This window comes from Pseudomonas sp. NFIX49 (assembly GCF_900115915.1).
Taxonomy (GTDB): domain Bacteria; phylum Pseudomonadota; class Gammaproteobacteria; order Pseudomonadales; family Pseudomonadaceae; genus Aquipseudomonas; species Aquipseudomonas pharyngis.
In genome coordinates this window covers 472,038-497,112 of record NZ_FOYE01000003.1, presented here as the reverse complement: position 1 = coordinate 497,112, position 25,075 = coordinate 472,038, and the positions used below count along the sequence as shown (strand labels likewise).

26 protein-coding genes are annotated in these 25,075 nt (G+C 59.7%); 3 read left to right on the top strand and 23 right to left on the bottom strand.

The genetic code is table 11. The features are described from left to right. Positions 1 to 18: 18 nt before the first annotated feature. From BMZ46_RS10425 to ccoN (BMZ46_RS10365), 13 genes are all read right to left on the bottom strand, one after another. On the bottom strand, positions 19 to 558 hold the full coding sequence (locus BMZ46_RS10425; protein WP_074687644.1) for a FixH family protein: 540 nt from the start codon (positions 556 to 558) through the stop codon (positions 19 to 21). 11 nt (positions 559 to 569) lie between these two features. Further along, positions 570 to 1,985: a cytochrome c oxidase accessory protein CcoG gene (ccoG, locus tag BMZ46_RS10420; protein WP_074687645.1), complete on the bottom strand. Its 1,416-nt coding sequence runs from the start codon at positions 1,983 to 1,985 to the stop codon at positions 570 to 572. A 264-nt stretch (positions 1,986 to 2,249) separates the two neighbouring features. Further along, positions 2,250 to 2,438, bottom strand: a complete 189-nt coding sequence (locus BMZ46_RS10415; protein WP_039770042.1) for a hypothetical protein — start codon at positions 2,436 to 2,438, stop codon at positions 2,250 to 2,252. A gap of 128 nt (positions 2,439 to 2,566) precedes the next feature. Beyond that, a complete protein-coding gene (locus BMZ46_RS10410; RefSeq protein ID WP_039770044.1) occupies positions 2,567 to 2,974 on the bottom strand; it encodes a type II toxin-antitoxin system VapC family toxin in 408 nt (135 codons plus the stop codon). Beyond that, entirely contained in the window at positions 2,975 to 3,229 is a 255-nt protein-coding gene (locus BMZ46_RS10405; RefSeq protein WP_039770179.1) for a type II toxin-antitoxin system Phd/YefM family antitoxin, read from the bottom strand. Positions 3,230 to 3,403: 174 nt separating this feature from the next. Next, entirely contained in the window at positions 3,404 to 4,387 is a 984-nt protein-coding gene (gene ccoP / locus BMZ46_RS10400) for a cytochrome-c oxidase, cbb3-type subunit III (protein WP_039770046.1), read from the bottom strand. Continuing rightward, positions 4,384 to 4,569, bottom strand: coding sequence for a CcoQ/FixQ family Cbb3-type cytochrome c oxidase assembly chaperone (locus BMZ46_RS10395; protein WP_003175465.1), 186 nt, complete (start codon positions 4,567 to 4,569; stop codon positions 4,384 to 4,386). Before BMZ46_RS10395 ends, ccoP (BMZ46_RS10400) begins: the two co-directional genes overlap by 4 nt. Positions 4,570 to 4,574: 5 nt before the next feature. Then, positions 4,575 to 5,183 carry a cytochrome-c oxidase, cbb3-type subunit II gene (gene ccoO, locus BMZ46_RS10390; RefSeq protein WP_011333287.1) on the bottom strand — a complete coding sequence of 203 codons (609 nt, stop codon included), beginning with the start codon at positions 5,181 to 5,183 and terminating at the stop codon, positions 4,575 to 4,577. Beyond that, positions 5,183 to 6,625 (bottom strand): cytochrome-c oxidase, cbb3-type subunit I, encoded by a 1,443-nt coding sequence (ccoN, locus tag BMZ46_RS10385; RefSeq protein ID WP_039770049.1) that lies wholly within the window; start codon positions 6,623 to 6,625, stop codon positions 5,183 to 5,185. Before ccoN (BMZ46_RS10385) ends, ccoO (BMZ46_RS10390) begins: the two co-directional genes overlap by 1 nt. A 500-nt stretch (positions 6,626 to 7,125) precedes the next feature. Continuing rightward, positions 7,126 to 8,082 carry a cytochrome-c oxidase, cbb3-type subunit III gene (ccoP, locus tag BMZ46_RS10380; RefSeq protein ID WP_074687646.1) on the bottom strand — a complete coding sequence of 319 codons (957 nt, stop codon included), beginning with the start codon at positions 8,080 to 8,082 and terminating at the stop codon, positions 7,126 to 7,128. Then, positions 8,079 to 8,276 carry a cbb3-type cytochrome oxidase subunit 3 gene (locus tag BMZ46_RS10375; RefSeq protein WP_039770054.1) on the bottom strand — a complete coding sequence of 66 codons (198 nt, stop codon included), beginning with the start codon at positions 8,274 to 8,276 and terminating at the stop codon, positions 8,079 to 8,081. The genes ccoP (BMZ46_RS10380) and BMZ46_RS10375 overlap by 4 nt, the downstream gene beginning before the upstream one ends. A 3-nt stretch (positions 8,277 to 8,279) precedes the next feature. Then, a complete protein-coding gene (gene ccoO / locus BMZ46_RS10370; RefSeq protein ID WP_039770055.1) occupies positions 8,280 to 8,888 on the bottom strand; it encodes a cytochrome-c oxidase, cbb3-type subunit II in 609 nt (202 codons plus the stop codon). Positions 8,889 to 8,898: 10 nt separating this feature from the next. Further along, positions 8,899 to 10,323 (bottom strand): cytochrome-c oxidase, cbb3-type subunit I, encoded by a 1,425-nt coding sequence (gene ccoN / locus BMZ46_RS10365; RefSeq protein WP_007969190.1) that lies wholly within the window; start codon positions 10,321 to 10,323, stop codon positions 8,899 to 8,901. Positions 10,324 to 10,409: 86 nt separating this feature from the next. Here ccoN (BMZ46_RS10365) and BMZ46_RS10360 point away from each other — a divergent pair, with 86 nt between their 5' ends. Further along, positions 10,410 to 11,087, top strand: coding sequence for an alpha/beta family hydrolase (locus tag BMZ46_RS10360; protein WP_074687647.1), 678 nt, complete (start codon positions 10,410 to 10,412; stop codon positions 11,085 to 11,087). Between the two features lie 885 nt (positions 11,088 to 11,972). After that, positions 11,973 to 12,332, top strand: coding sequence for a DUF6124 family protein (locus BMZ46_RS10355; RefSeq protein ID WP_039770060.1), 360 nt, complete (start codon positions 11,973 to 11,975; stop codon positions 12,330 to 12,332). 116 nt (positions 12,333 to 12,448) lie between these two features. On the opposite strand, the gene BMZ46_RS10350 is transcribed toward BMZ46_RS10355, so the two are convergent. From BMZ46_RS10350 to inhA, 5 genes are all read right to left on the bottom strand, one after another. Then, positions 12,449 to 12,868 (bottom strand): type II toxin-antitoxin system YafO family toxin, encoded by a 420-nt coding sequence (locus tag BMZ46_RS10350; RefSeq protein WP_039770062.1) that lies wholly within the window; start codon positions 12,866 to 12,868, stop codon positions 12,449 to 12,451. Between the two features lie 6 nt (positions 12,869 to 12,874). Then, a complete protein-coding gene (locus BMZ46_RS29315; protein WP_165369536.1) occupies positions 12,875 to 13,021 on the bottom strand; it encodes a hypothetical protein in 147 nt (48 codons plus the stop codon). Between the two features lie 208 nt (positions 13,022 to 13,229). Further along, the gene (locus BMZ46_RS10345) at positions 13,230 to 14,795 is read right to left on the bottom strand and encodes a methyl-accepting chemotaxis protein (RefSeq protein WP_039770064.1); all 1,566 of its coding nucleotides are present in this window, start codon (positions 14,793 to 14,795) and stop codon (positions 13,230 to 13,232) included. A 102-nt stretch (positions 14,796 to 14,897) separates the two neighbouring features. Continuing rightward, positions 14,898 to 15,689, bottom strand: a complete 792-nt coding sequence (locus tag BMZ46_RS10340) for a CPBP family intramembrane glutamic endopeptidase (RefSeq protein WP_074687648.1) — start codon at positions 15,687 to 15,689, stop codon at positions 14,898 to 14,900. Between the two features lie 133 nt (positions 15,690 to 15,822). Then, positions 15,823 to 16,509, bottom strand: coding sequence for an isonitrile hydratase (inhA, locus tag BMZ46_RS10335; RefSeq protein WP_074687649.1), 687 nt, complete (start codon positions 16,507 to 16,509; stop codon positions 15,823 to 15,825). 87 nt (positions 16,510 to 16,596) lie between these two features. On the opposite strand from inhA, the gene BMZ46_RS10330 reads away from it, so the two are divergent. Beyond that, positions 16,597 to 17,580 carry a GlxA family transcriptional regulator gene (locus BMZ46_RS10330; RefSeq protein WP_039770069.1) on the top strand — a complete coding sequence of 328 codons (984 nt, stop codon included), beginning with the start codon at positions 16,597 to 16,599 and terminating at the stop codon, positions 17,578 to 17,580. Here BMZ46_RS10330 and BMZ46_RS10325 read toward each other — a convergent pair. The 5 genes from BMZ46_RS10325 to BMZ46_RS10305 all read right to left on the bottom strand — a co-directional run bounded on the left by BMZ46_RS10325 (position 17,549) and on the right by BMZ46_RS10305 (position 25,068). Then, entirely contained in the window at positions 17,549 to 18,448 is a 900-nt protein-coding gene (locus BMZ46_RS10325; RefSeq protein WP_074687650.1) for an alpha/beta fold hydrolase, read from the bottom strand. The two genes, BMZ46_RS10330 and BMZ46_RS10325, sit on opposite strands and share 32 nt — an antisense overlap. Positions 18,449 to 18,459: 11 nt before the next feature. Continuing rightward, on the bottom strand, positions 18,460 to 18,849 hold the full coding sequence (locus tag BMZ46_RS10320; protein WP_074687651.1) for a hypothetical protein: 390 nt from the start codon (positions 18,847 to 18,849) through the stop codon (positions 18,460 to 18,462). A gap of 452 nt (positions 18,850 to 19,301) precedes the next feature. Beyond that, positions 19,302 to 22,280: an amino acid adenylation domain-containing protein gene (locus tag BMZ46_RS10315; protein WP_074687652.1), complete on the bottom strand. Its 2,979-nt coding sequence runs from the start codon at positions 22,278 to 22,280 to the stop codon at positions 19,302 to 19,304. 165 nt (positions 22,281 to 22,445) lie between these two features. Next, positions 22,446 to 24,275, bottom strand: a complete 1,830-nt coding sequence (locus BMZ46_RS10310) for a glycoside hydrolase family 15 protein (RefSeq protein WP_074687653.1) — start codon at positions 24,273 to 24,275, stop codon at positions 22,446 to 22,448. Continuing rightward, on the bottom strand, positions 24,268 to 25,068 hold the full coding sequence (locus tag BMZ46_RS10305; protein ID WP_074687654.1) for a glucose 1-dehydrogenase: 801 nt from the start codon (positions 25,066 to 25,068) through the stop codon (positions 24,268 to 24,270). The genes BMZ46_RS10310 and BMZ46_RS10305 overlap by 8 nt, the downstream gene beginning before the upstream one ends. Positions 25,069 to 25,075 lie beyond the last annotated feature (7 nt).

Genomic DNA, 25,075 nt, shown 5'->3' with positions numbered 1-25,075 from the left:
GAACGATCAGAGTAAGGCTTATTTCTTCAGGTCTTCTGCACCCTGCAACGGCTCATCACCCAGCAACAGATCCTTGTCATGGTTGACCAGCTCTTCCTCGAACATCCGCCACACGTGATCGTCCTGAGTACCCAGCAACTCCACAAAACGCCGGCCTTCGATCTTGTCGCTCAACTGGCCGATGTAGCGGCCCTGTTCAGTCTCGCTGCGGGCGAGGACGATCTTGCGATCCTTCTCCGGCTGGGTCGGCGAGATCAGGTTCAGTTCCAGGGTTTTCGGCTGGCTGTCGCCGCTCAGGCGCAGGTCGACTTCGCCGGTGACATCATCCAGGTGCACAGCGGCGCGCATCTTCAGGGTCTGAGCCAGCAATTCACGGTCCAGCGAACGATTGATGCCCTTGCCGGCCTCGTAGTAGTTGTCGTTGACCAGGTTGTCCGGGTTGTTCACCGCGATGGTCACCATGGACAGCGTCAGGGTCACCGAACAGGCCAGAATCGCGATGATGATCCATGGCCAAAGGTGCTTGTACCAGGGACTTGCGGCGTTTGCTGCGGGCATGTTCAGTTCTCTCAACGATTTTGTGGGCCGATGAACCGGCTCTTGGCTTCTACGTGGACGCTGTCGTCATCGGCATCCCTGAGGATGAATTTCACCTCGTTGGTGCTCGAAGGCAATTGTTCAGGCGCGCTCGACAGCTCGACCGGCATGCTGAAGATTTCCCCGGCCGGCACCTTGATCTCGCGTTTGCCTTGCAGGCGCAGATCCGGCAAACCGGCGGCTTCCAGCACGTAGGTGTGGTCGCGCTGATCCTTGTTCATGATCTTCAGGCTGTAGACGTTTTCGATCCGGCCTTCGGCGTTTTCGCGGTACAGCACGCGGTCCTTGCTGACGTCGAAACCGACCAGCGAACGCATGAGGAAGGCCGTCACCAGCAGGCTGATCATCGCCAGCAGCACCACGGCATAACCGATCAGGCGTGGCCGCAGTTTATGGGTTTTCTGCCCGGACAAGTTGTGTTCGGTGGTGTAGCTGATCAGCCCGCGCGGGTAATCCATCTTGTCCATGATGCTGTCGCAGGCGTCGATGCACGCGGCGCAGCCGATGCATTCGATCTGCAGGCCGTCGCGGATGTCGATGCCGGTCGGGCAGACCTGGACGCACATGGTGCAGTCGATGCAGTCGCCCAGGCCCTGAGCCTTGTAGTCGATGCCTTTCTTGCGCGGACCACGGCTTTCACCGCGACGCGGGTCGTAGGAAACGATCAGCGTGTCCTTGTCGAACATCACGCTCTGGAAGCGTGCATACGGACACATGTAGATGCACACCTGCTCACGCAGCCAGCCGGCATTGCCGTAAGTGGCCAGGGTGAAGAAACCGACCCAGAAATACGACCAGCCATCGGCCTGGCCGGTGAAGAATTCGATTACCAGTTCGCGGATCGGCGAGAAGTAGCCGACGAAGGTCATGCCGGTGACGAAGCCGATCAGCAGCCACAGCGCGTGCTTGGCGAATTTACGCAGGAACTTGTTGGCGCTCATCGGCGCCTTGTCGAGCTTGATGCGCTGGTTGCGGTCGCCTTCGGTGACCTTTTCGCACCACATGAAAATCCACGTCCACACGCTTTGCGGGCAGGTGTACCCGCACCAGACCCGGCCGGCATACACGGTGATGAAGAACAGGCCGAAGGCGGCAATGATCAGCAGCCCGGAAAGCAGAATGAAATCCTGCGGCCAGAAGGTGGCGCCGAAAATGAAGAACTTGCGCTCCGGCAGGTTCCACCACACTGCCTGGTGACCGCCCCAGTTCAACCACACCGTACCGAAATACAGCAGGAACAGCGCCGCGCCGCCCATCATCCGCAGATTGCGGAACAGGCCGGTGAAAGCACGGGTGTAGATTTTTTCTCGAGAGGCGTAAAGGTCGACGCTGTTGTTTGCGTTCTTACTGGGTGGCGTGACGTCGTGTACCGGAATCTGGTTGCTCATCATTGCATCCCACGGCAGTGGAAAAATGCCTCGGTCGATACGTGCCGGCCGGGGTCAAAAAGGGGTGTTGCGGTGGCGCAATGATACGCCTGTACTACCGACGAACGGGTGCGACCTTTGGTCGCGTTGGGGAAAAATCATGAATGGTGTAGCGAATGTAACAAAGCATGATGCAGATCAATTGACTATAGACGATGGGTGCTGCTGACATCGCGACGGCTCAGTCACCCAAACCCGGAAATTGCCGCCGCTTTCATCAATCGGTCAAAGCAACCGGCCGCCGCCAAGGCTGTCCATCCCGCCGGTACTGCGCTTTCTGTCGGCAGTGGCTTCGTTCACGATGGATCGTGTTTGTCGTCTCAGGCTGTCGCTGTTGGCTTCGTCAATTTGTGGCGTCTGTTCACCCATTTGAATCGGCTGATCAGTTTCCTGATTCGGATGTTGTTCGTTCATCGGATAGCTTCCTTGCAAGATGAGTTGTGAGGTAGGCAGCCCATCGGCTGCAGCAGGACGTTATCGCTTGCCAGCCAATGTGCCCATCGAATTTCAGTTGCGAGATGTGAAGCTGAGATGCGGGTCTTTCATTCCCACGGATTGATCAGCGCAACGCCGCTGGATTCAAAGTCGGCGACATTGCGGGTGACCACCGTCAGCCCATGAACCAGTGCCGTCGCGGCAATCAGCGCATCGCTTTCATTGGCCTGATCCGGCACATGAATGCGCGCGCAGCGCAGGGCGACAGCTGCATCGACCGGCAGGATTCGCGCATCGAAGGCCGGCATTACGTGGCGCTTGAGCCAGGTGCGCAGAATCTTTCCCTGAGCCGGATCACGGCGCTCCATGCGTAGGACGCCGGTCTCCAGTTCCTTCAGCGTAATGGCCGAGATAAACATGCGAGGGGCAATGATCGTTCTGGCCCAGGCGACAACGTTCTTGTCGGCCTGGGGTTTGCGCAATTCGGAAATTACATTGGTGTCTAGCAAATACATTCAGGACAGGTCCACAGGGCGGTGAGTGATCACGGCACGCTCGGTTTCGAACTCGATGTCTGCCGCTTCAGGCATGACCAGCAGATCGACGATGCTCGCGTTGAGGCCGGTTAGTTTTTCGTACTCCTCAATGCTTAGCAGTACGTGGGCGGGCTTGCCACGATCCGTGATGATCACCGGCCCATTGCGTGCGGCTTTTTTGGCACTGCTTGTGTCCTGATTGAATTCGCGGCTGGAAATGGTGGTGATGGCCATCATTGCGACCTCTCCTGAAAAAGATATGTAGCAACGTTACTACCTCATGCCTCGTCTCACAACCGGGAAGGCCTGACGAGCCTGACCGCTGGTCGGGCATTCAAAAAGGCAGAAACAAAACGGCCCCGCCAATTCTCATTGGCGGGGCCGCTTTGTTTGCTTCAGGCGTTGGCCTTACTGGGCCTCGGCTTCCGCTGGTTTTTCACCGTGGGACAGGCTGTAAACGTAAGCCGCCAGCAGGTGAACCTTGTCGTTGCCTTGCAGTTGTTCCTGGGCAGGCATCTGGCCCTGACGGCCGTAACGGATGGTCTGCTGCAGTTGGGCGAAGCTCGAACCGTAGATGAACGCGGCCGGGTGGGTCAGATCGGGTGCGCCCATGGCTGGCGTACCTTTACCCGCCGGGCCGTGGCAGGCCACGCAGTTGGCGGCGAACAGTTTCTGGCCATTGGCCGGATCTGCCTTGGTGCCTTCCGGCAGCTTGCGGCCATCCAGATTGGTCAGTACGAACGCAGCCACATCGGCCACGCCTTGCTCACCGATCACTTCAGCCCAGGCCGGCATCACCGCGTGACGACCGCCCATGATGGTGGTCTTGATGGTTTCCGGCTCGCCGCCCCAGCGCCAGTCGGCGTCGGTCAGGTTCGGGAAGCCATAAGCGCCCTTGGCGTCGGAACCGTGGCAGACCGAGCAGTTGGAGGCGAACAGGCGGCCACCCATTTTCAGGGCTTGTGGATCCTTGGCGACTTCTTCGATCGGCATGGCGGCGAACTTGGCGAAGATCGGACCGAACTTGGCATCCGAACGCGCCATTTCCTTTTCCCACTCGTGAACGCCGGTCCAGCCGGTCTGGCCGTTGGCGAACGCGGTCTGCTTCTCGGTATCGAGGTAGTTGTAGCCCGGCAGCAGGCCTTTCCAGTTGCCCAGGCCCGGGTACAGCACCAGATAACCCAGAGCGAACACGATGGTGCCCACGAACAGCATGAACCACCATTTCGGCAGCGGGTTGTCGTACTCCTCGATCCCGTCGAAGGAGTGGCCGACCGTCTCGTCCGTCTGCTCGCTGCGCTGGCCCTTGCGGGTCGACAGCAGCAGCCAGGTCAGGGAAAAGATCGTACCGAGACTGAGGACTGTGACGTACAGACTCCAGAATGTAGTCATTCTTTGTTACTCCTAGAAGCTTGCTCGACGTGCTTGATGGCTTCGGGATCATCCGCGAAGGGCAGCAAGGTCGCGTCTTCAAACTCCGACTTGCGCTTGGGGCTGAACACCCACAACGCCAGGCCGATGAAGGCAACCATCACGACAACGGTGCCCAGGCCTCGAATCATCCCGATATCCATCAGAATCACCGTTTGCTTTTGATGATGGTGCCCAGGCCTTGCAGATAGGCCACCAGCGCGTCCATTTCGGTTTTGCCCTTCACGGCATCTCTTGCACCGGCGATGTCTTCGTCGGTGTAAGGGACGCCGAGCGTGCGCAACACTTCCATTTTCTTGGCCGTGTCTTTGCCATCGAGCTTGTTTTCTACGAGGAACGGGTAGGCCGGCATTTTCGACTCGGGGACGACGTTGCGCGGGTTGTACAAGTGCGCACGCTGCCAGTCATCGGAGTAACGACCGCCGACGCGGGCCAGGTCCGGGCCGGTACGTTTGGAACCCCACAGGAACGGGTGATCCCAGACGCTTTCACCGGCGACCGAGTAGTGGCCATAGCGTTCGGTTTCGGCACGGAACGGACGGATCATCTGCGAGTGGCAGCCGACACAGCCGTTGGCGATGTAAACGTCGCGGCCTTCCAGTTCAAGGGCGGTGCGCGGCTTCATGCCTTCGACCGGCTTGTTGGTGACGTCCTGGAAAAACAGCGGAACGATTTGGGTCAGGCCACCGACGCTGACGGCGATGACCATGAAGAAGGCCAGCAGACCAATATTCTTCTCGACAGCTTCATGCTTCATCAGTGAGCTCCAACTACGGCGATCTTGGCGGCGGCTTCGGCTTCAGCCGGGTTCGAGGCGCGCACGGTGCGCCATACGTTGTAAGCCATCAGCAGCATGCCGCTGGCGAAGAACGCACCGCCCAGGGCACGGACGATGAAGCCGGGGTGGCTGGCCTGCAGCGCTTCGACGAACGAGTAGGTGAGGGTGCCGTCGTCGTTGATTGCACGCCACATCAGGCCTTGAGTGATGCCGTTGACCCACATCGAAGCGATGTACAGCACGGTACCGATGGTCGCGAGCCAGAAGTGCGCGTTGATCAGGCCGGTGCTGTGCATCTGCGCGCGGCCGAACAGTTTCGGGATCATGTGGTAGATCGCGCCGATCGAGATCATCGCTACCCAGCCGAGTGCACCGGCGTGTACGTGGCCGATGGTCCAGTCGGTGTAGTGCGAGAGCGAGTTGACGGTCTTGATCGCCATCATCGGACCTTCGAAGGTCGACATGCCGTAGAACGCCAGCGATACCACCAGGAAGCGCAGGATCGGGTCGGTGCGCAGCTTATGCCAGGCGCCCGACAGGGTCATCATGCCGTTGATCATGCCGCCCCAGCTCGGTGCCAGCAGGATGATCGACATCGCCATGCCCAGCGACTGTGCCCAGTCCGGCAGTGCGGTGTAGTGCAGGTGGTGCGGGCCGGCCCAGATGTACAGGGTGATCAGCGCCCAGAAGTGCACGATCGACAGACGATAGGAGTAGATCGGACGTTCGGCCTGTTTCGGCACGAAGTAGTACATCATCCCCAGGAAGCCGGTGGTCAGGAAGAAGCCCACGGCGTTGTGGCCGTACCACCACTGGATCATCGCGTCGGTGGCGCCCGAGTAGGCCGAGTAGGACTTGAACAGGCTGACCGGCAGCGACATGTGGTTGACGATGTGCAGCATCGCGGTCACCACGATGAACGCACCGTAGAACCAGTTACCGACATAGATGTGCTTGGTCTTGCGCTTGGTGATGGTGCCGAAGAACACCAGTCCGTAGGAAATCCAGACAATGGCCAGCAAAATGGCGATCGGCCATTCCAGTTCCGCGTATTCCTTGGTGGTGGTGTAACCCAGCGGCAAGGTAATGATCGCGCCGACGATCACCGCTTGCCATCCCCAGAAGGTGAAGGCCGCGAGGCTGTCGGAAATCAGTCGCGTCTGGCAGGTTCGCTGCACGACATAGTAGGAAGTGGCAAACAGTGCACAACCACCGAAGGCGAAAATCACCAGGTTTGTGTGCAACGGGCGCAGGCGTCCAAAGCTCGTCCACGGCAGACCGAAGTTCAACTCCGGCCAGACCAGTTGCGAGGCGATGAAGACACCGAGCCCCATGCCAAGGATCCCCCAGACCACCGTCATGATGGCGAACTGGCGGACTACCTTATAGTTATAAGCAGTCGGACTGATTGCTGTGCTCATTCTAAGGTTCCACGGTTTGGGTGTTTTATTAGGATTAAAATCGGCCGCAAGTATGTAGAAAGCAGGGGGTCAATGCAACGCGCCATGACCTGGGTCAATGCTTTCCAACGCTGATTCTGCGGCCTTTCCATGCGCCGCGTAAGGACAAAATTGCCCTCGGGCAAAATGTCGCAGCGGACGAAAAAAGCGAGGGGTCCCGGTCGGATGTAACGGGGTGTGTTCGAACGCTCGGTTCGGGTGACGGACGGTAATGGGCACGACAGCCGGTATCTACCGGCCTTTGCGGCCATGTCAGTCAGCCGATTCGTTCAACGCCTCGCTCGGGGTCGACCTGGAACCGGCACGGGCCAGTCCGCATCGAGCAAGCGTAGACCCGAATCCGGGTAACCGAAAGGAGAGGGGGTGAAGGGGTGCGACAAAAGGAAGCAGCTGCAAGCTGCAAGCTGCAAGCGACAAGACGAATCATGTCGCCTGCAGGATTGTATACATTGCTTGTGATTTTACTTGGAGCTTTCAGCTTGAAGCTTGTCGCTCAACTGCTCAGTATTTTTTGACAGACTGTATACGTAAGCGGCGAGCAGTTGCACTTTATCGTTGCCCAGCAGCTCGTTCTGAGCGGGCATGTGGCCTTGACGGCCATGGCGAATGGTTTGCTCGAGCTGGGTCAGGCTGGTGCCGTAGATGAAACCGGCCGGGTGCGTCAGGTTCGGCGCGCCCATGGCTTCGGTGCCCTGGCCGTTTGCCCCGTGACAGGCGGTGCAGGTTGTGCTGAACGCCTGCTGACCCGCTTGGAGATCAGCCTTGTTGTCCGCCGGCAGTGGCAGCCCCGCCAGTTCATGACGCACATAGGCGGCGACGTTTTTCACGCCAGTCTCACCCAGCACTTCACCCCACGCCGGCATTGCCGCCATCCGGCCACCCATGATGGTGGTCTTGATGGTTTCGGCGCTGCCGCCCCAACGCCAGTCCTTGTCGGCGAGGTTAGGGAAACCGAACGCACCCTTGGCGTCCGAGCCGTGGCACACCGAGCAATTGGAGGCGAACAGACGGCCACCCATTTTCAGCGCCTGCGGATCCTTCGCCACTTCTTCCACCGGCATCGCGGCGAACTTGGCGAAGATCGGCCCGAATTTGGCGTCAGCCTTGCTCATTTCCTTTTCCCACTCGTGGACGCCGGTCCAGCCGTCCTCGTAGCCGGGCAGGATGCCTTTCCAGTTGCCCAGGCCCGGATAAAGGATCAGATAGCCCACGGAAAACACCAGCGTGCCGGCGAACAGCATGAACCACCACTGCGGCAGCGGGTTGTCGTACTCCTCGATGCCGTCGAAGCTGTGGCCCATGGTCTGGTCGACGCTGCCCTTGGTCTCGCCCCGGCGGGTGCCGATCAGCAGCCAGGTCAGGCCGATCAGGCTGCCGATGGTCAGTACGCAGATCCACGTACTCCAGAAGGTGGTCATGGCCGGGTACTCCTTGTTTCATTAACTTGGGTAGTGTCGGGTTGCGGCTCGTCGGCGAACGGCAGCAGGCGTGCTTCGGCGAATTCCGGCGTGCGCTTGCGGTTGAACACCCACAGGGTCAGGCCGACGAAGGCCACGAACACCACGACCGTGCCGAGGCCGCGAATCAGCCCCGCGCTCAATTCAAAGACCATGGCTCACCTCTTGCTCTTGATCGCAGTGCCGAGCACTTGCAGGTAGGAGACGAGGGCGTCCATTTCGGTCTTGCCCTTGAGGCTGGCTACCGCGCCGCTAATGTCGTCGTCGGTGTACGGCACGCCGAGGGTGCGCATGGTCTTGAGCTTGGTTTCGGTGTGGCTGCTGTCGACCGGTTGGGTGACCAGCCATGGGTAGGCCGGCATTTTCGATTCCGGTACAACGTTGCGCGGGTTGTACAAATGCGCACGGTGCCAGTCATCCGAGTAGCGCGCCCCGACGCGGGCCAGGTCCGGACCGGTACGTTTCGAGCCCCACAGGAACGGGTGGTCCCACACGCTTTCGCCGGCCACCGAGTAGTGCCCGTAGCGTTCGGTTTCGGCGCGGAACGGACGGATCATCTGCGAGTGGCAACCGACGCAGCCTTCGCGGATGTAGATGTCGCGACCTTCCAGCTGCAGCGCGGTGTAGGGCTTCATGCCCTCCACCGGTTTGTTGGTCACGTCCTGGAAGAACAGCGGGACGATCTGGGTCAGGCCGCCGATGCTCACGGCGAACACCATCAGCAGCATCAGCAGGCCGACGTTCTTTTCAATCGTTTCGTGTTTCATGGCGGACTCCTCAGGCCATCTGCGCGGCAGCAACGACGTCAGCAGGCTGCGAGGCCCGCACGGTGCGCCAGGTGTTGTAAGCCATCAGGAACATGCCGCTGAGGAAGATCGCCCCGCCAATCAGCCGCACGACGAAGCCTGGGTGGCTGGCCACCAGGGTTTCGACGAAGGAGTAGGTCAGCGTGCCGTCCTCGTTCACCGCACGCCACATCAGGCCCTGGGCGATGCCGTTTACCCACATCGACGCGATGTACAAAACGGTGCCGATGGTCGCGAGCCAGAAGTGCGCGTTGATCAGGCCGATGCTGTGCATCTGCTCTTTGCCGAAGACTTTCGGGATCATGTGGTACAGCGCGCCGATGGAAATCATCGCCACCCAGCCGAGTGCGCCGGCGTGTACGTGGCCGATGGTCCAGTCGGTGTAGTGGGAGAGGGCGTTGACAGTCTTGATCGCCATCATCGGACCTTCGAAGGTCGACATGCCGTAGAACGCCAGCGACACCACCAGGAAGCGCAGAATCGGGTCGCTGCGCAACTTATGCCAGGCGCCGGAGAGGGTCATCATGCCGTTGATCATGCCGCCCCAGCTCGGTGCCAGCAGAATCAGCGACATCACCATGCCCAGCGACTGCGCCCAGTCCGGCAGCGCGGTGTAGTGCAAGTGGTGCGGGCCGGCCCAGATGTACAGGGTGATCAGCGCCCAGAAGTGCACGATCGACAGACGATACGAATACACCGGACGTTCGGCCTGTTTCGGCACGAAGTAGTACATCATCCCGAGGAAACCGGCGGTGAGGAAAAAGCCTACGGCGTTGTGGCCGTACCACCATTGCACCATCGCGTCGGTTGCACCGGCGTACACCGAGTAGGACTTGGTAAAGCTCACCGGCAACTCAAGATTGTTGACGATGTGCAGGATCGCCACGGTGATGATGAACGCGCCGAAGAACCAGTTGCCCACATAAATGTGCTTGGTCTTGCGCTGCATGATCGTGCCGAAGAACACGATGGCGTAGGCGACCCAGACGATGGTGATCAGGATGTCGATCGGCCATTCCAGCTCGGCGTATTCCTTGGAACTGGTGTAACCCAGTGGCAGGCTGATGGCCGCCAATAGAATCACAAGCTGCCAGCCCCAGAAGCAGAACGCGGCGATTTTCGGCGCAAACAGCTGGGTCTGGCAGGTGCGCTGCACCGAGTAGAACGAACTGGCGAACAAGGCACAGCCGCCGAACGCGAAGATCACCGCGTTGGTGTGCAGCGGGCGCAGGCGTCCGAAGCTGGTCCACGGCAGGTTGAAGTTGAGTTCGGGCCAGACCAATTGAGCCGCGAGAAAAACCCCGAGCCCCATGCCGACGATGCCCCACACCACCGTCATAATGGCGAATTGGCGGACCACCTTGTAGTTGTAGGCGGTACTGATAGAAGTGTTCATGGTTCCCCATCCACGGTTCAGCCGAAGTGAGCGCCAACAGCGCGTCCTTCGCCTGGAGTTATAGGCAGACTAAAAGCGAGGCAAGCATGGACAAACAGCACAAGGCCAGTATTGACGGGGATCAATGGGCGCAGTGCCTGCGGGATCACGGGTGGCTTTGGGATGCCGCTGTTGGCGAGGCTTCGGCGACGCTCATCCTGGCGCATGGGGCGGGGGCGCCGATGGATAGCGACTGGATGAACGATATGGCTGGGCGCCTTGCTGGGCTGGGGGTGAACGTGTTGCGGTTTGAGTTTCCTTATATGGCGCAGCGGCGGGTTGATGGGGTCAAGCGGCCGCCGAATCCTGCGGGGAAATTGCAGGAGTGCTGGCGTGAGGTTTATGGCTTGGTGCGACTTCATGTCGCTGGGGTTTTGGCGGTTGGCGGGAAGTCTATGGGGGGGCGGATGGCCAGTCTGCTTGCCGATGAGCTTGGCGCGGATGCGTTGGTTTGCCTGGGGTATCCGTTTTATGCGGTGGGGAAACCGGAGAAGCCTCGGGTTGAGCATTTGGCTTCTTTGCGGACTCGGACGTTGATTGTTCAGGGGGAGCGGGATGCTCTGGGGAATCGGGACGCTGTCGAGGCTTACGATCTATCGCCGAGTGTTGAGGTGTTTTGGCTGGCCTCTGGGGATCATGATTTGAAGCCGCTCAAGGTTTCCGGGTTTACGCATGAGCAGCATTTGGCTTTGGCGGCGGAGAGGGTTGCCGGGTTTCTTCGTTGAGGTTTGGTTTTGGGGTGTATATCCGTTGCTGCGGTTATGGCTGCTTAGGGTTCCGCCCTTACGGCGGGTCACTTTTGGCAAACGCCCCAAAAGTAACCAAAAGGTCTTGCTCCTACGTCCGGCCCGCTCGCTGAGGCTCGGGGTTCCTTCGCTCCGGGATTCATCCGGGGGCATCGCCTCCGGTTTGCTTCGCTGCACCTCCTCTCGATGTGTTTGGCTTCGCCAAACGGTCGCTGCGCTCCCACCCCCGGATAAATCCCTCCACTCAGCCTTCCGAAGTCGCCCGTGGATCAAGATCAAAAGCTGCAGCCGAGCTAACGCTCATCCTGTTGAGTGGTTAGGAGCCGATTGAAGTGCTGTTCAAAACCTGAGTTCAACTCGGTATCCCACGTCGGCGTACCTCGCCCAAACACTCCGTCAGTCCCCTCTCCCTCGGGGAGAGGGCTAGGGTGAGGGGTAAGGATTTCACTGACACACCACAAAAACTGAAAGCCCCCCAGCCCGGCATTTCCAGCGAATAAACACGATCGCGTCACCACGTTTAAAGTACACGAACCGTTACGCCATAAGGGCTACAACACCTTGCGTCGTTGCCTACGCGTACGCCAGAATCCGCCGGCTTACGCGGTTTGGAAAGGGCTATATCGTTTCCCTGTCACTGAAAAACAGTGATCGGGTTTGGTAGCCCGCTTCGAAACCGTCGTATGGCGTCACCATATGCAGTCCCTTATTTGGGGCTCAGATTTTATGGTGGGCATGCGCGGGGCTCCTTTGTGAGCGCCGGGTTTCCCGTTTCGACCGGTCTACCAACCCGCGTATGGCCACCACCCTTCGTTTGGTAGCGAGGGTGATGGCTCCTAAATATTCGAAACTGGAGTTAAATCTATGTTCAAAGCCACGCCTAACCCACCAGAAGCCGACCCAATCCTCCAAGACCCCGAGCTCGAGTCCCAAAAGACAAAAGAAGCCGCCGACCGCGCACTCGACTTTTACCTCGGCCCCGAAATTCCGAAGTACTTCCCACCCAAGGCCCGTCCCATCTACATGGTCGATCCCACGCTCGATGACGAAACACTGCTTGTCGAAGCCAGTGAATCACTGTCGTCAGCCAACGCCATGGCCGGCAATATCGCCAACTCGGTAAAAGGCCCGGAACGCAAACCGCTGCTGGCGCTGCAACAGCTGATCATGTTGAACGAGCTGCTGGTAAATCGACTGCTGGACAGGCTGCGCTTGCCACAGTAATCGCTGGTAACCGCGTGTAACGCCAAATCAAAAACAAAAAACCGGATAGCTCTCACTATCCGGTTTTTTGTTATCACCCACTAAATACATTTTCCGAGAACTGGCCAGCCAGTTAATCAAAAGTCGTCGAGGTCCAGATAGATGACTTTTCCCACGACCCATGGCTCAACAATCTCGTAATGCACCGTTCGCAGAAATGAACCCCACTCACTCCGGTTATGGGCATCCGGGCCAGTGATTGTCAGCAAAAGGTATTCATCCCGGAAAGCATCGTAGGCGTAGATAAGCCAGAAGTCGTTGTCAGGATCGTCAACCAGGGCAGTTCGATAATACTGGCGGTCTATTTTTGCCCACCGCGCCTGGGTCGCTTGGGTACTGGCCAGGTGGATGTGATGCATATCGCTGAGGTCGAGTCGTTCGTCTCGCCCAAAAATAGCGGGCAGTTCGCCGCACACTTTGTAGTTATAAAAATGAGCGGCGAAATTTTTCCAGTTGTTGATTTGTTCGAAAAGCGCAGAGATTTTGACTGCTGGCATCTATGGCTACTTTGTTATGGGTAGCTTGCCAGTGATCACATATTTATCGAACGCTTTCTGCCCATCACGCGCGGCTTGCCGGACATCAAGAAAAGTCAGTTCATCGCGAATGACTTTTTTGACTGGCTTGTCGATCTTTCTGGTGGTGGCCATCGGAGCCTCCAAAGGAGATGTATTCATACTGACCAGCTTAAGGGATTGGATTTCTACCGGCAAACGATAGAGCCGACCCCAAAGGTGCACCAGTCAGCGGATTCTGGCGTTCTTGTAGGGCATAGCGCCCCTATGTGTAGTCACGCGGTGAGCCACAATAAAAAACCCGGAAGCTCTCGCTATCCGGGTTTTTTCTATTGCAGAACAATCAGCGGTTAAACCGCTCCACCAACGAGTATTGCGTGTTGGCGGTCTTGGTCAGCTCTTCACTCAGCAACGCCGAGTTATGCGCCTGTTCCGAGGTCTGGTCCGCTAGTTCCGAGATGTTGCTGATGTTGCGGCTGATTTCTTCAGCCACGGCACTTTGCTCTTCGGTCGCGGCGGCGATCTGGGTGGTCATGTCGGTGATGTTGGCCACGGCTTCGCTGATGCCCACCAGTGCCTGGTCTGCTTCCAGTACCCGCGCCACACCTTCTTCCGCCTGGCGATGGCCGGCTTCCATGGTTTGTACGGCGCTGGATGCAGTCTGCTGCAACTTGGCGATCAGGGCGTGGATCTGGCCGGTGGATTCGCTGGTGCGTTGTGCCAGTTGGCGGACTTCGTCGGCGACCACGGCAAAACCACGGCCCATCTCGCCGGCACGCGCTGCTTCGATCGCGGCATTGAGTGCCAGCAGGTTGGTCTGGTCGGCGATGCCTTTGATCACGTCGACCACGCCGCCGATTTCGTCGCTGTCCTTGGCCAGTTGGGTGACGGTCAGGCCGGTTTCACCCACGACTACGGACAGACGCTGGATGGCTTCGCGGGTTTCGCCGGCGATGTCGCGGCCGCGGCCGGTCAGACGGTTGGCTTCCTGGGTGGCGTCGGCGGTGCGCTGGACGTGGCTGGCCACTTCCTGGGTGGTGGCGGCCATCTGGTTGACGGCGGTGGCGACCTGTTCGGTTTCCACGCGCTGACGTTCCAGACCGCTGGAGCTGTTGTGCGCCAAGGCGTCGGACTGTTTGGCCTGATCGGTCAGGTGCTCGGCGGTGTCCTGCAGACGGGTCAGGCAGGTTTTCAGACGCGCTTCCTGGCTGAGGATGGACATTTCCAGACGCGCCTGGGCGCCACGGCTGTCGGTGTACATCTGCGCGATCAACGGGTCGGAGGTGGTCTGCTCGGCCAGACGCAGCAGGCGCTTGAGCCCGCGTTGTTGCCATTGCAGGCCCAGCAGGCCCAGCGGCACCGACAGACCGGCGGCGAGGGCGAAGCCCCACTGCGAGTTGAGGGTGGCGCCGATCATGAAGCTCAACTGGCTGACCAGAATGAACGGCAGCCAGTCCTGCACGATCGGCAGCCATTTGTCGCTCGAAGGAATCGCCGACTTGCCCTGGTTGATGCGTTGGTAGAGCGCTTCGGCACGGCGGATCTGTTCGGCGGTGGGTTTGACCCGCACCGACTCGTAACCGACCACCTGACTGCCATCGAACACCGGCGTTACATAGGCGTTCACCCAGTAATGATCACCGGTCTTGCAGCGATTCTTGACAATGCCCATCCATGGCAAGCCTTGTTTCAGTGTGCCCCACATGTGCGAAAACACCGCTGCCGGGACGTCGGGGTGACGGACCAGGTTGTGCGGCGCACGGATCAGTTCCTCACGCGAGAACCCGCTGATTTCGACGAAAGCGTCGTTGCAGTAAGTGATCACGCCTTTGGCGTCGGTTGTGGAAATCAACCGTTGCTGAGCCGGGAAAGTCCGTTCGCGTTGTGTAATGGGCTGGTTGTTACGCATGGTTTTTCAATCCGCAAGGCTTTGAAAGGTTGTCGGCGGGGTCGGCCATTTATTGAAATTTTTTTTCATTTATAAGTACGGCGTCGCAAAACGGCCCTTGCTTCAACCCGCGAGCATCGGATAGGTGAACAGACCGAAATGCAGCAGGTTCAGGCCAAAGTGCGTGGCGATCGCCGCGCCGAGCCCGCCAAAACGGTAGGCCAGACCATAGCCGACACCCGCCAGGCTCGCCAGCAACACCCATTGCCAGCCGGCGCCCACATGCACCAGGCCGAACAGCAGGGACGCCAGCAGCAGCGCGAGGTTGTCGCCGTAGGGCAGGTGTTTGAAACGCCGGCTGAGGCCGCCCTGGATATAGCCGCGAAACAGCGCTTCTTCGACCAGCGTCACCAGCAGCAGATTGTTCAGCACCCACAGCCATGCCTGATCCGGCCACTTCGGCGCCCAAGTGATCATGCCCAGTAACACGGCGCCGCCCAACGCCAGAATCACGCTCAGCGTCAGTGCCAGCGCGGTGGCGTCCACCGTCAGGCGCAATGAGCGTCGCGCGACGATCCACGGGCAGACCAGTAGCAGCCAGAAGCCAATCAGCGGTTTGTCGAGATTCAGGTACATCGAGAACGGCACAGCGTTGTCGGTGAAGCGCTGGGGCTCGATGGCCCGGCCGTTGTAGAAACCCGGCAGCCAGTGCAGGGCCAGCGCCAAGGCCAGCACGATAAACAGGCCATGCCCGAGATAACGCCCGACCGGCACGGTTTGCTGGCGCACGGCGTAACCGGCGAAAACCAGCAGTGCAATGGAGATCAGCGCCAGCCAGCCGAGCTGGCCGAAACTCGACGCCAATCCGTAACCAAGGCTGAGAAGCCCGAGATAGAGCCATGGCAGAGCTGTCATGGAAAGTCCTTGTGCACGATTTGTGGACAGGCTTTCTACACGGGTGGGGACGAGGGGACAAGTGAAGGTGTAGGGCTAAACCGGGACGCAGGCCCTGCGGGTTGGTCCCCGCAGGGCCTATGTTGCGCACGAATCAGCGCAGATTGAGCTTCGCCGCAGCACGCTCGGTGATTTCAGTGCGCAACTTCAATGAAGGCGCCGCACGCTTACGCGCCTCATCGACAACCGCACTCGGCGCCGTCTCCGGGCTGCCCGAATCAAACGGTGGCGCCGGCGCATATTCCAGCTGCAACTGCACCAGTTGCGCCGTATCGACACCGACCAGCTCTTGCGCCAACGTCAGGGCAAAATCGATCCCCGCCGTGATGCCGCCCCCGGTAAACAGATTGCCGTCGCGCACCACCCGATCCTTCACCGCAATCGCGCCCAGTGTCGGCAGCAGATCGTGATAAGCCCAATGCGTGGTCGCCCGTTTACCCCGCAACAGACCCGCCGCCCCGAGCACCAGCGAACCGGTGCACACCGACGTCACGTAACGCGCCTGCGCCGCTTGCGCCCTGATGAACGCCAGCGTTTGCTCATCCTCCATCAACGGCCCGACACCGGCGCCGCCAGGCACGCAGATCACATCCAGAGCCGGGCAATCCTCGAAGGTGGTGGTCGGTTTCAGCACCAGCCCGGTACTGGCGGTGACCGGTACCAGATCTTTCCAGACCAGATGCACCTGGACGTCCGGCAATGAGGCCAGCACGTCGTACGGGCCGGTCAGGTCGAGTTGCTGCACCTGGGGAAACAACAGAAAACCGATCTGCAACGCCATGATTCTTCTCCGTGAAAGGGGTGGACGGCTTCACTGTAGGCGCGTAGGTTTTGGCGCATACGCCAATCAGCCCACGAATTACGCCAAATGCCGAAAACCATCCATGTCCTCGCATTCGCCAACGTGCAACTGCTCGATGTCACCGGGCCGTTGCAGGTCTTCGCCTCGGCCAACGACATCGCCCGCCAGCAGGGTTTGCCTGCGCCTTACGCGCCAACGGTCATCGCCAGCGGCGGCGGGGCGGTGAACTCGTCCGCCGGGTTGGCGATGCTGGCCGAGCCGCTGCCGAAGCAGCCCAGCGATACGCTGATCATCGCCGGCGGCTGGGGTGTTTACGCCGCTGCCGAAGACGCCGGGTTGGTGAGTTGGGTGCGTGAACATGCGAGCGGCTGCCGGCGCGTGGCTTCGGTCTGCACGGGAGCATTTCTGTTGGCGGCCAGCGGCTGGCTCGACGGTCGCCGGGTCGTAACCCACTGGACCCGCTGCGAACAACTGGCACAGCAGCACCCGCGCTTGCAGGTCGAGCCCAACCCGATCTTCATCAACGACGGCCCGGTCTGGACCTCGGCGGGCGTCACCGCCGGAATCGACCTGGCGCTGGCCATGGTTGAAGACGACCTCGGCCGCGACATGGCTCTGGACGTTGCCCGGCAACTGGTGGTGTTCCTCAAGCGCCCGGGCGGGCAATCGCAATTCAGCGTGACGCTGTCGCTGCAAAAACAGGGCAATCGCTTCGACGATTTGCACGCGTGGATCGCCGAACACCTGACTTGCGATCTGGGTATCCCGACCCTCGCCGAACAGGCCGGCATGAGCGAACGCAGCTTCGTGCGCCACTACCGCGCCGACACCGGCCAGACCCCGGCCCGCGCCATCGAACTGATCCGCGTTGAAACCGCTCGCCGGTTGTTGAGTGACACAGGTTTGCCGATCAAACGGGTCGCGGCCAACTGTGGATTTGGCAGTGAAGAAACCTTGAGACGCAGTTTCCTGCGGGCCATGGGCGTGACGCCGCAGGCGTATCGGGAGCGGTTTTCGGTCAGCGCTGCAGCAGATCCAGTAATGCCTTGAGCGTTTCGCCCGGCGCTTCCTCGGGAATGTTATGCCCGACACCCGCCAGCACCCGCCGCTCGTAAATCCCGGTGAAGTGGTGGGCATCTTCATCGTCTTCCGGCGCCGGGCCAACGCCATCATCGGCACCGCACAGCGAAATCGTCGGCACGCCGATCGCCGGCTGTTTCTCCAGCGCCTGCTCCATCCACTCCAGCGCCGGATCGCCCGGCGCATACATGAAGCGATGGCGATAAGAGTGAATCACCACCTCGACGAAATCCGGGTTGTCGAACGCCGGCGCGCTCAGCGGAAAACGCTCGGCGTTCCGCGCCCAGGTCGGTGACCACAATTGCCACAGCAACTCGCACAGCGCCCGACGATTCTGCGTCAGCCCTTCAACGCCACGTGGCGTGTGGAAGTAATACTGATACCAGAAGCGATGCTCGCTCTGCGGATCCAGCGGCTGGACCGAATTCGGAATGTCTTGCAGGTTGTAGCCGTCGCCCGTCACCAAACCGCGCACACGCTCGGGAAACAGCGCCGCCACAATGCACGCCGCCCGACCGCCCCAGTCGTAACCGCACAGCGTTGCTTGCTCGATCCCCAGTGCGTTCATCAAATCCAGCAGATCCTGCGCCAGCGCCGCTTGCTGGCCGGAACGCAACGTGTCCGGGCTGTTGAAACGGGTCGGGCCGTAACCGCGCAGATACGGCACGATCACCCGATAACCCTTGGCAGCGAGGGGCGGGGCGATTTCGTCGTAGGCGCGGGGGGAGTAGGGGAAGCCGTGGAGCAGGATGACCGGCATGCCGTTTTCCGGGCCGTGATGTTCATAGCCGATGGTCAGGCTTGGGGTCTGGCTGAATCGGATTTCGGCACGGGTCATGGAAAGTCTCCTTACACCTCGGCTTCCGCCACCTGATTGAAATACTTGCTGCGATCCGGGGTAAACGTCACCACCATTTTCGTCCGCGAGCAGGTCATGACCCGCTCGGCGCCCAGATCAATATCCAGATCCTCCCCGCGCAAACCCTGCCACTGGGCGAGGTATTTCAGTGATCCGTATTTTTCATTCTTCTTCAAGCTGCGACTGACTCCGCCTTTCCAGCCGAGTACCGGCAGTTCATCGGCACGGCAGCGTTGGGCGAGGTCGGGGAAGCGGGCGGCGCGCTGGCGGCCGATTTCCCAGCATTTGATCAGGCCCTTGTCGGCGGCTTCCCACAGTTCGTCGCGCTTCAGGCCGGTGCGCAGAGGGGTATCGATCTGGCGGTGGATGCGTTGGCTCATTCTGGTTCCTTGAATCGGGTTTTTATTGGACAGCTCCGCTGTGCCCGTTGCGGTGGATGGTAGGGGGGGATGTAACAGCTGGCAACAAGGTATTTCGGGGTGTAAGTGCGAAGGATGGGGAAGGCGTGCGGGGGGGGATGAGTGTTTATCGGTGGTTAAACGCACATGGCGGCAGCCGGATGGCCGCTGATAACCCGCGTGGCCACGGTACAACAGGGTTCAGTGTTGGATGACTGAGGCGGGCATCAGGATATTCAAGTGGGGGGAGCTGACCCATTGACTCAGTCTTTTCCTACAAATTCTGAAGGGTAAAGGTATTTTTCTGACAATGTCTGGTGCTATTTCAGGTGGGAAGACAAGTACATAGATGACGGGAGATGACGGGAGATAACTGGACATGACGAAGTCGCATCGCGATGCGGTCATGCCCAGACGCACAATTGCAGTGTTGGTCACGCCACGAAAGGCGATTCCTGAATCTTTTTCAGGTACGGAGTCAGTAGTTTTGCGTCGAACTCCGGTTCTTGTATGCCACTGTCTTCAAGAAAACGCTGGACGTTGGTGCAGCCCCAAAGATAGGTGTTCTGGTAAAGCTCCACGGTGGACTGGTTGTTGACGATCTTGTCCCGAAACAGGCTCGACAGGGGGTAAAGCGGGGCTCGGGGGTTGGATTTCCAGAGATCGACCCAGTCGTTGAACGGCAGGCGGGTGAATGTCAGGCCGCAATGGGTTTCCAGACGAGCGAAAAAATCCTCAAGGGTCAGGTTTTTCTCGGGCGAGGGGATGAGATTGAATTTTTTGCCAAGGGCCAGCGGGTTGCGGGAAATTCTGCCAATTGCTTCGCACATGTAATCGACGGTCGTCAGTCCTTCGCGCAGGTTGGTCAGTGCGGGTATGGCTTTGAATGCCAGACAGGTCTGGATCAGACGGCTCCACCATTGATATTCGGCAAATTCGCCGGTACGGCTGTCGCAAGTGGCGTAACCCAGGCGAAAGGTCATCAGCGGCAGGCCTTTTTCCGCGGCCAGATCGGCAATCTTTTCCATGACCCATTTGCTGCGCACGTAGCCCAGGTCGGTCACGACGGCGGGCAGATTCTGATCGATGTCGTCGTGCTCATACATCGTGGTTTTACCCGTGTGCAAATGCCCCCAGCTGTACACCGAAATGGTCGACAGCAGGATCAGCGGTTTGAGTCGGCTGCGGGCGGCAAAGTCGATGATCTGTTTGAGCCCTTCAACATTGTCCTTCTTCATGTGGGAGTACGGCTGAATGAAATTGACCGCACTGGCGCAGTGGTAGACGACGTCAATCTGAATGCCCAACTGCGCGTACAACGACTGCTCCATTGCGAACTGCGGTTGTGACAGATCGCCGGGGAAAGTGACAATACGGGCCAGCGCATTGGCGTCGAGCTGAATTTTGTAGCGTTCAAGCGTGGCGGTCACACGTTGCCGGGCCAATGGAAGGCTGGCGGCCCTCACTGGACAATGAATCTTTGCATCGGTTGTCCTCAGCAGTGTTTCAAGCAAGTGAACTCCAATGAAGCCCGTTGCCCCGGTAAGCATGATGTGTTTCGGCTCTGTCAGTTGCGGCTCGCTGAAATGGTCGGGCGGAGCGAACGTCGACGGCAGGCTTATGTCGTCTTGCAGCGTGCGCACCGGCTCGCTTTGCGGTACTGGGGCACTGGCGTTCTTCCTTCGATTCAGCTCTGCGGCCAACGCTTTGATGGAGCGAAACTCGTAGAAATCCCGGACATACGCAGGGACCTGAAGGTGTTCCGAGATGTCGCGCAGCACTGCCGCCGCCATCAATGAGTGACCTCCGACCGCATAAAAGTCATCGCCAGTGGTGAAATCGGCATGGCCCAAATGCTTCTGCCAGATGGCAACGATGCGGGCCTCTGCTTCATTGGCGAAATCGATTGTCCGTACATCTCCGGATGCGGCGGCGAAGCGTGCCTGAAGTGCCTGTTTGTCCGTTTTGCCATTGAGGTTGCAAGGAATGGCATCCAGCAGAAAATAGCGCGCCGGCAACATATAGTCCGGCACTTCTTTTTTCATGCCGATTTTCAAAGCACTGATCAGGAGGCTTGCCTGTGCATCGGTCGTTGGCACGATGAAGGCAATCAGGCGTTTGCCGGCCGGCCCTTCGTTCGCGTCCACCCAGATGACTGCCGCCTTCACACCGGGCTGACGCGAGAGGACTGCCTCCACATCACCCAGTTCGATCCGGTAGCCGCGGATCTTCAGTTGGTCGTCGTTACGCCCCAGGTACTCAATGCTGCCGTCGGGCAGGAAGCGTGCGAGGTCGCCAGTGCGATAAGCCCGCAGGTTACAAGAAGGCAGTGTGATGAAGCGCTGCGCCGTCAGTTCCGGGCTGGACAGGTAGCCGCGCGCCAGGCATTGGCCGCTGATGAACAGCTCACCCATGCTGCCTGCTGAAACAGGCTCGAGTTTTTCATCCAGAATGAACACTCGTGTGTCAGCCACGGGAAACCCTATCGAGGACACACCTGGATCGCCGGACTGATCGAACCGCCGACACGTTGCATAGATCGTCGCTTCCGTGGGGCCGTAGTAATCCACCAATGTGTAGTTCAGGCGTTGAGTATCGATGGGCGGCAGTTTCTCACCCGCTGTAAACAGATACCGCAAGGCATGATTCGGGGTGTGGGGGTAGCCGATCAGTTCTCTGACCAGGGCCGTCGGAACATAGGCGTGGGTGATCGAGTGTTCGCGGTAGAAATCATGCAGGTCAGCAACGCTGCTGCGTATTTCATCCGGCAGGATGTACAGCCTGGCGCCTGCGCACAGCGTTGCCCAGATCTCCCATTGCGAAACGTCAAAGCTGGGGCCGACCATCATTGTCGTACGGCAGTCACTGTTCATCCCAAATCGGTCGTTGTGCCATTCGATCAGGTTCAGCAACGAATGGTGTTCAATCTCGACCCCTTTGGGCTGTCCCGTCGTGCCAGACGTGAAAATCACGTACACGACATCCTCGGCCTTGAGCATGAGCGATGGGGGGAGAGCAGATGAAGGGGCCTCGAGCAGGGTCTTGATGGATTGCTTGGGTACTGCACTATCCGTGGCATAGTCGCTGTCGGTCACCAGTACCACGTCAGCCCCGCATTGATCGATGATGCTGCGTTTGCGGCTATCCGGCAGGCGGGCATCGATCGGCACATGACAGGCGGTGGACTTGATGACCCCGAGCTGAGCGACGATCAGCTCGATGGACCGGTGCCCGATGATGGGCACCCGTTGACCCTGTTTGATGGCGTTCTGAATCAGATAGCTGGCGACTTTCTCACTTTCGCTATCGAGTTCAGCGTAAGTGACCTGTCGTTCAGGACTGTGGAGGGCAATGTGATGGGGAAGCTGCTTAACGTTCTGTTTGAAAAGCTCCAGGACAGTTTGAGGTTGCATGATGACGCTCCGGTCAGTGCCCCGTCCAAACCGCATTTTGTTCTTCGTAGCCAAAATATTGTGGGGCATCCTCATTTTAGGAAGCTGTGGGGAATCACGGTCCTTGCTGCCTAGAGCGTGTTTTCATAGGGGATAGCCAAGTGTGGAATATAAGGAAACGTTCACTCACGGCTGCCAGTAATTCTTCTCCCCACTCAACTTGCGATCAAGAAAACTCGCCGCACTGATCAACGCCAGATGGGTTAACGCCTGGGGCGTGTTGCCCAGATGCCGGCCTCGGTTGTCGAACTCTTCCGCGTACAGCCCCAGCGGATTGGCGTAACGCAGCAGTTGCTCGAATTCCAGATGAGCCTTTTCAACTTGCCCTGCGCGGGCCAGGCATTCGACGTACCAGAACGAGCACGCGGCGAAGGCGCCTTCAGTGCCGGACAAACCGTCGATGCCGGCATCGTCGTTGCGGTAGCGGTAAACCATGCCGTCACGCACCAGATGTTTCTCGATGGCTTCCAGCGTCGCCAGCCATTTCGGATCCTTGGCGCTGACGAAGCGCACCAGCGGCATCAGCAGCATTGAGCCATCCAGTGCGGTGCCGCCCTGGTATTGCACGAAGTGTCCGCGCTCTTCGTTCCAGAAGTTGTCCCAGATGTCGGCATGGATGGCCTGACGGGTCTGGTCCCAGCGGGCGAACGGCGCCGGCAGCGAGCGTTTCGAGGCCAGGCGGATCGCCCGGTCCAGCGCCACCCAGCACATCAGCCGTGAGTGCAGGAAGTGATGTTGCTCACCGCGCATTTCCCAGATGCCCACATCCTTGGTCTGCCAGGTCTCACAGACCTGATCGACCACTTCCATCACGTGTTGCCAGCCTTCGTGGGAAATCGCGTCGCCGTACTTGTTGACCAGATAAACGGCGTCCATCAGTTCGCCAAAGATATCCAGTTGAATCTGGTCGTACGCGCCATTGCCGATCCGTACCGGTTTCGCGCCGCCATGGCCGGACAAATGCGTGAGTTCGGTTTCCGGCAGTTCCTGGCGGCCGTCGATCGCATAGAGGATGTTCAGCTTCATCGACGACTGGCCGCAGCAGTCGCTGACCCGCCCGCGCAGCCAGCGCATATAGGCGTTGGCTTCGTCGACAAACCCCAGGCGCATGAAAGCGTAAACGGTGAAGGAGGCGTCGCGGATCCAGGTGTAGCGATAGTCCCAGTTGCGTTCGCCGCCGGGTGTTTCCGGCAGGCCGAAGGTGGCGGCGGCGAGGATTGCGCCGTGCTGGCGTGAGGTCAGCAGCTTCAGGGCCAGGGCCGAGCGGTTGACCATTTCCCGCCAGCGACCGCGATAGTTGGACTGGCCGATCCAGTCGCGCCAGAACTTCAGCGTGCGTTCGATGCACAGTTGGGCGGCGCCTTCGGCGAAGCGCGGATCGTCGCTGGCGCCGAGCATGAACGCCGCCGTCTGATCCTGCTTGAGGGTGAATTGCCCGACCGCTGCTTCCTGATCGACGCTCAAGGCTTGATCCGAGGCCAGCCGCAGTGTCGGCTGCCCGCTGGCGCTGAACAGCACATCCTGTTTATCGATGACGGCGCGGGTCTCAGCGCGGGCGTAGTCATGCCGAACGGCGCAGCGCAGGTGAAACGTCGCCTGCCCGCTGACCACCCGAACTCGGCGCATCAACAGCGGCAAGGCATCGTCGTTGTCGCCAATCGGCAGCAGATCGGTGATTTCCACCACGGCGTGGTCGCTGAGCCAGCGGGTTTGCAGGACATTGGTGTCCGGCAGGTAGATCTGCTCGCGCCGGGCATCGGGCAGGTCCGGCGCGAGCTGGAAAATTCCCGCGTCGGGGGTGTCCAGCAGCGAGCAGAAAATCGACGGACTGTCGAACTCCGGCCAGCAGAAGAAATCCACGCTGCCCTTGTCATTGACCAGCGCGGCGCTGCGCAGGTCGCCAATGATGCCGTGGGCGTCGATGGGGCTTTGTCGTTCGGATTGATGCTCAGCCATTGCCACGGAACTCCGGATAGAGGCTCATACCGCCGTCGATGAACAGGGTGGTGCCGACGATGTAGTCAGAGGCGTCGGAGGCGAGAAACACCACCGCGTTGGCCACATCCTCGACATCGCCGATGCGCCCATAAGGGATGAGTTTGAGCAGGGCCTGGGCGGCGTCGCCTTCGGTGGCGTCCTTATTGATGGCCGTGCGGATCGCCCCCGGCGCGATGCCGTTGATGCGGATGCGCTGGTGGCTGACTTCCTGAGCCAGGGTCTGCATCAACTGATCGACGCCGCCCTTGGACGCTGCGTAATTGACGTGCCCGGCCCAGGGAATGCGCTGGTGCACCGAGCTCATATGGATGATCTTGCCGGCGGCCCGCGACACGCCTTCGCGCACGCCCTGGCGGTTGAAGATCCGCAGCGCGGCGCGGGCGCAGAGGAACTGGCCGGTGAGGTTGACGCCGATCACCGCGTTCCAGTCGGCCAGCGACATATCCACAGCCGCCGCGTCTTTTTGCAGGCCGGAGTTGGCCACCAGAATGTCCAGTGTTCCAAAGGCATCGAGGGTCTGCTGGAACAGCCGCTCAACGTCTTCCTCCTTCGAGACATCGGCGCCGATGGCGATGGCTTGGCCACCGTCGGCGACGATCTGCCGGGCCAGCGCTTCGGCGGGTTCGGCCTGACGGTTGTAGTTGATGACCACGGCAGCACCGGCAGCGGCCAGGGCTTTGGCGGCACCGTGGCCGATGCCGGAACTGGCGCCGGTGACAAGAGCCACTTGGCGGGCGAGGGAAATCTGCATGCAGGGT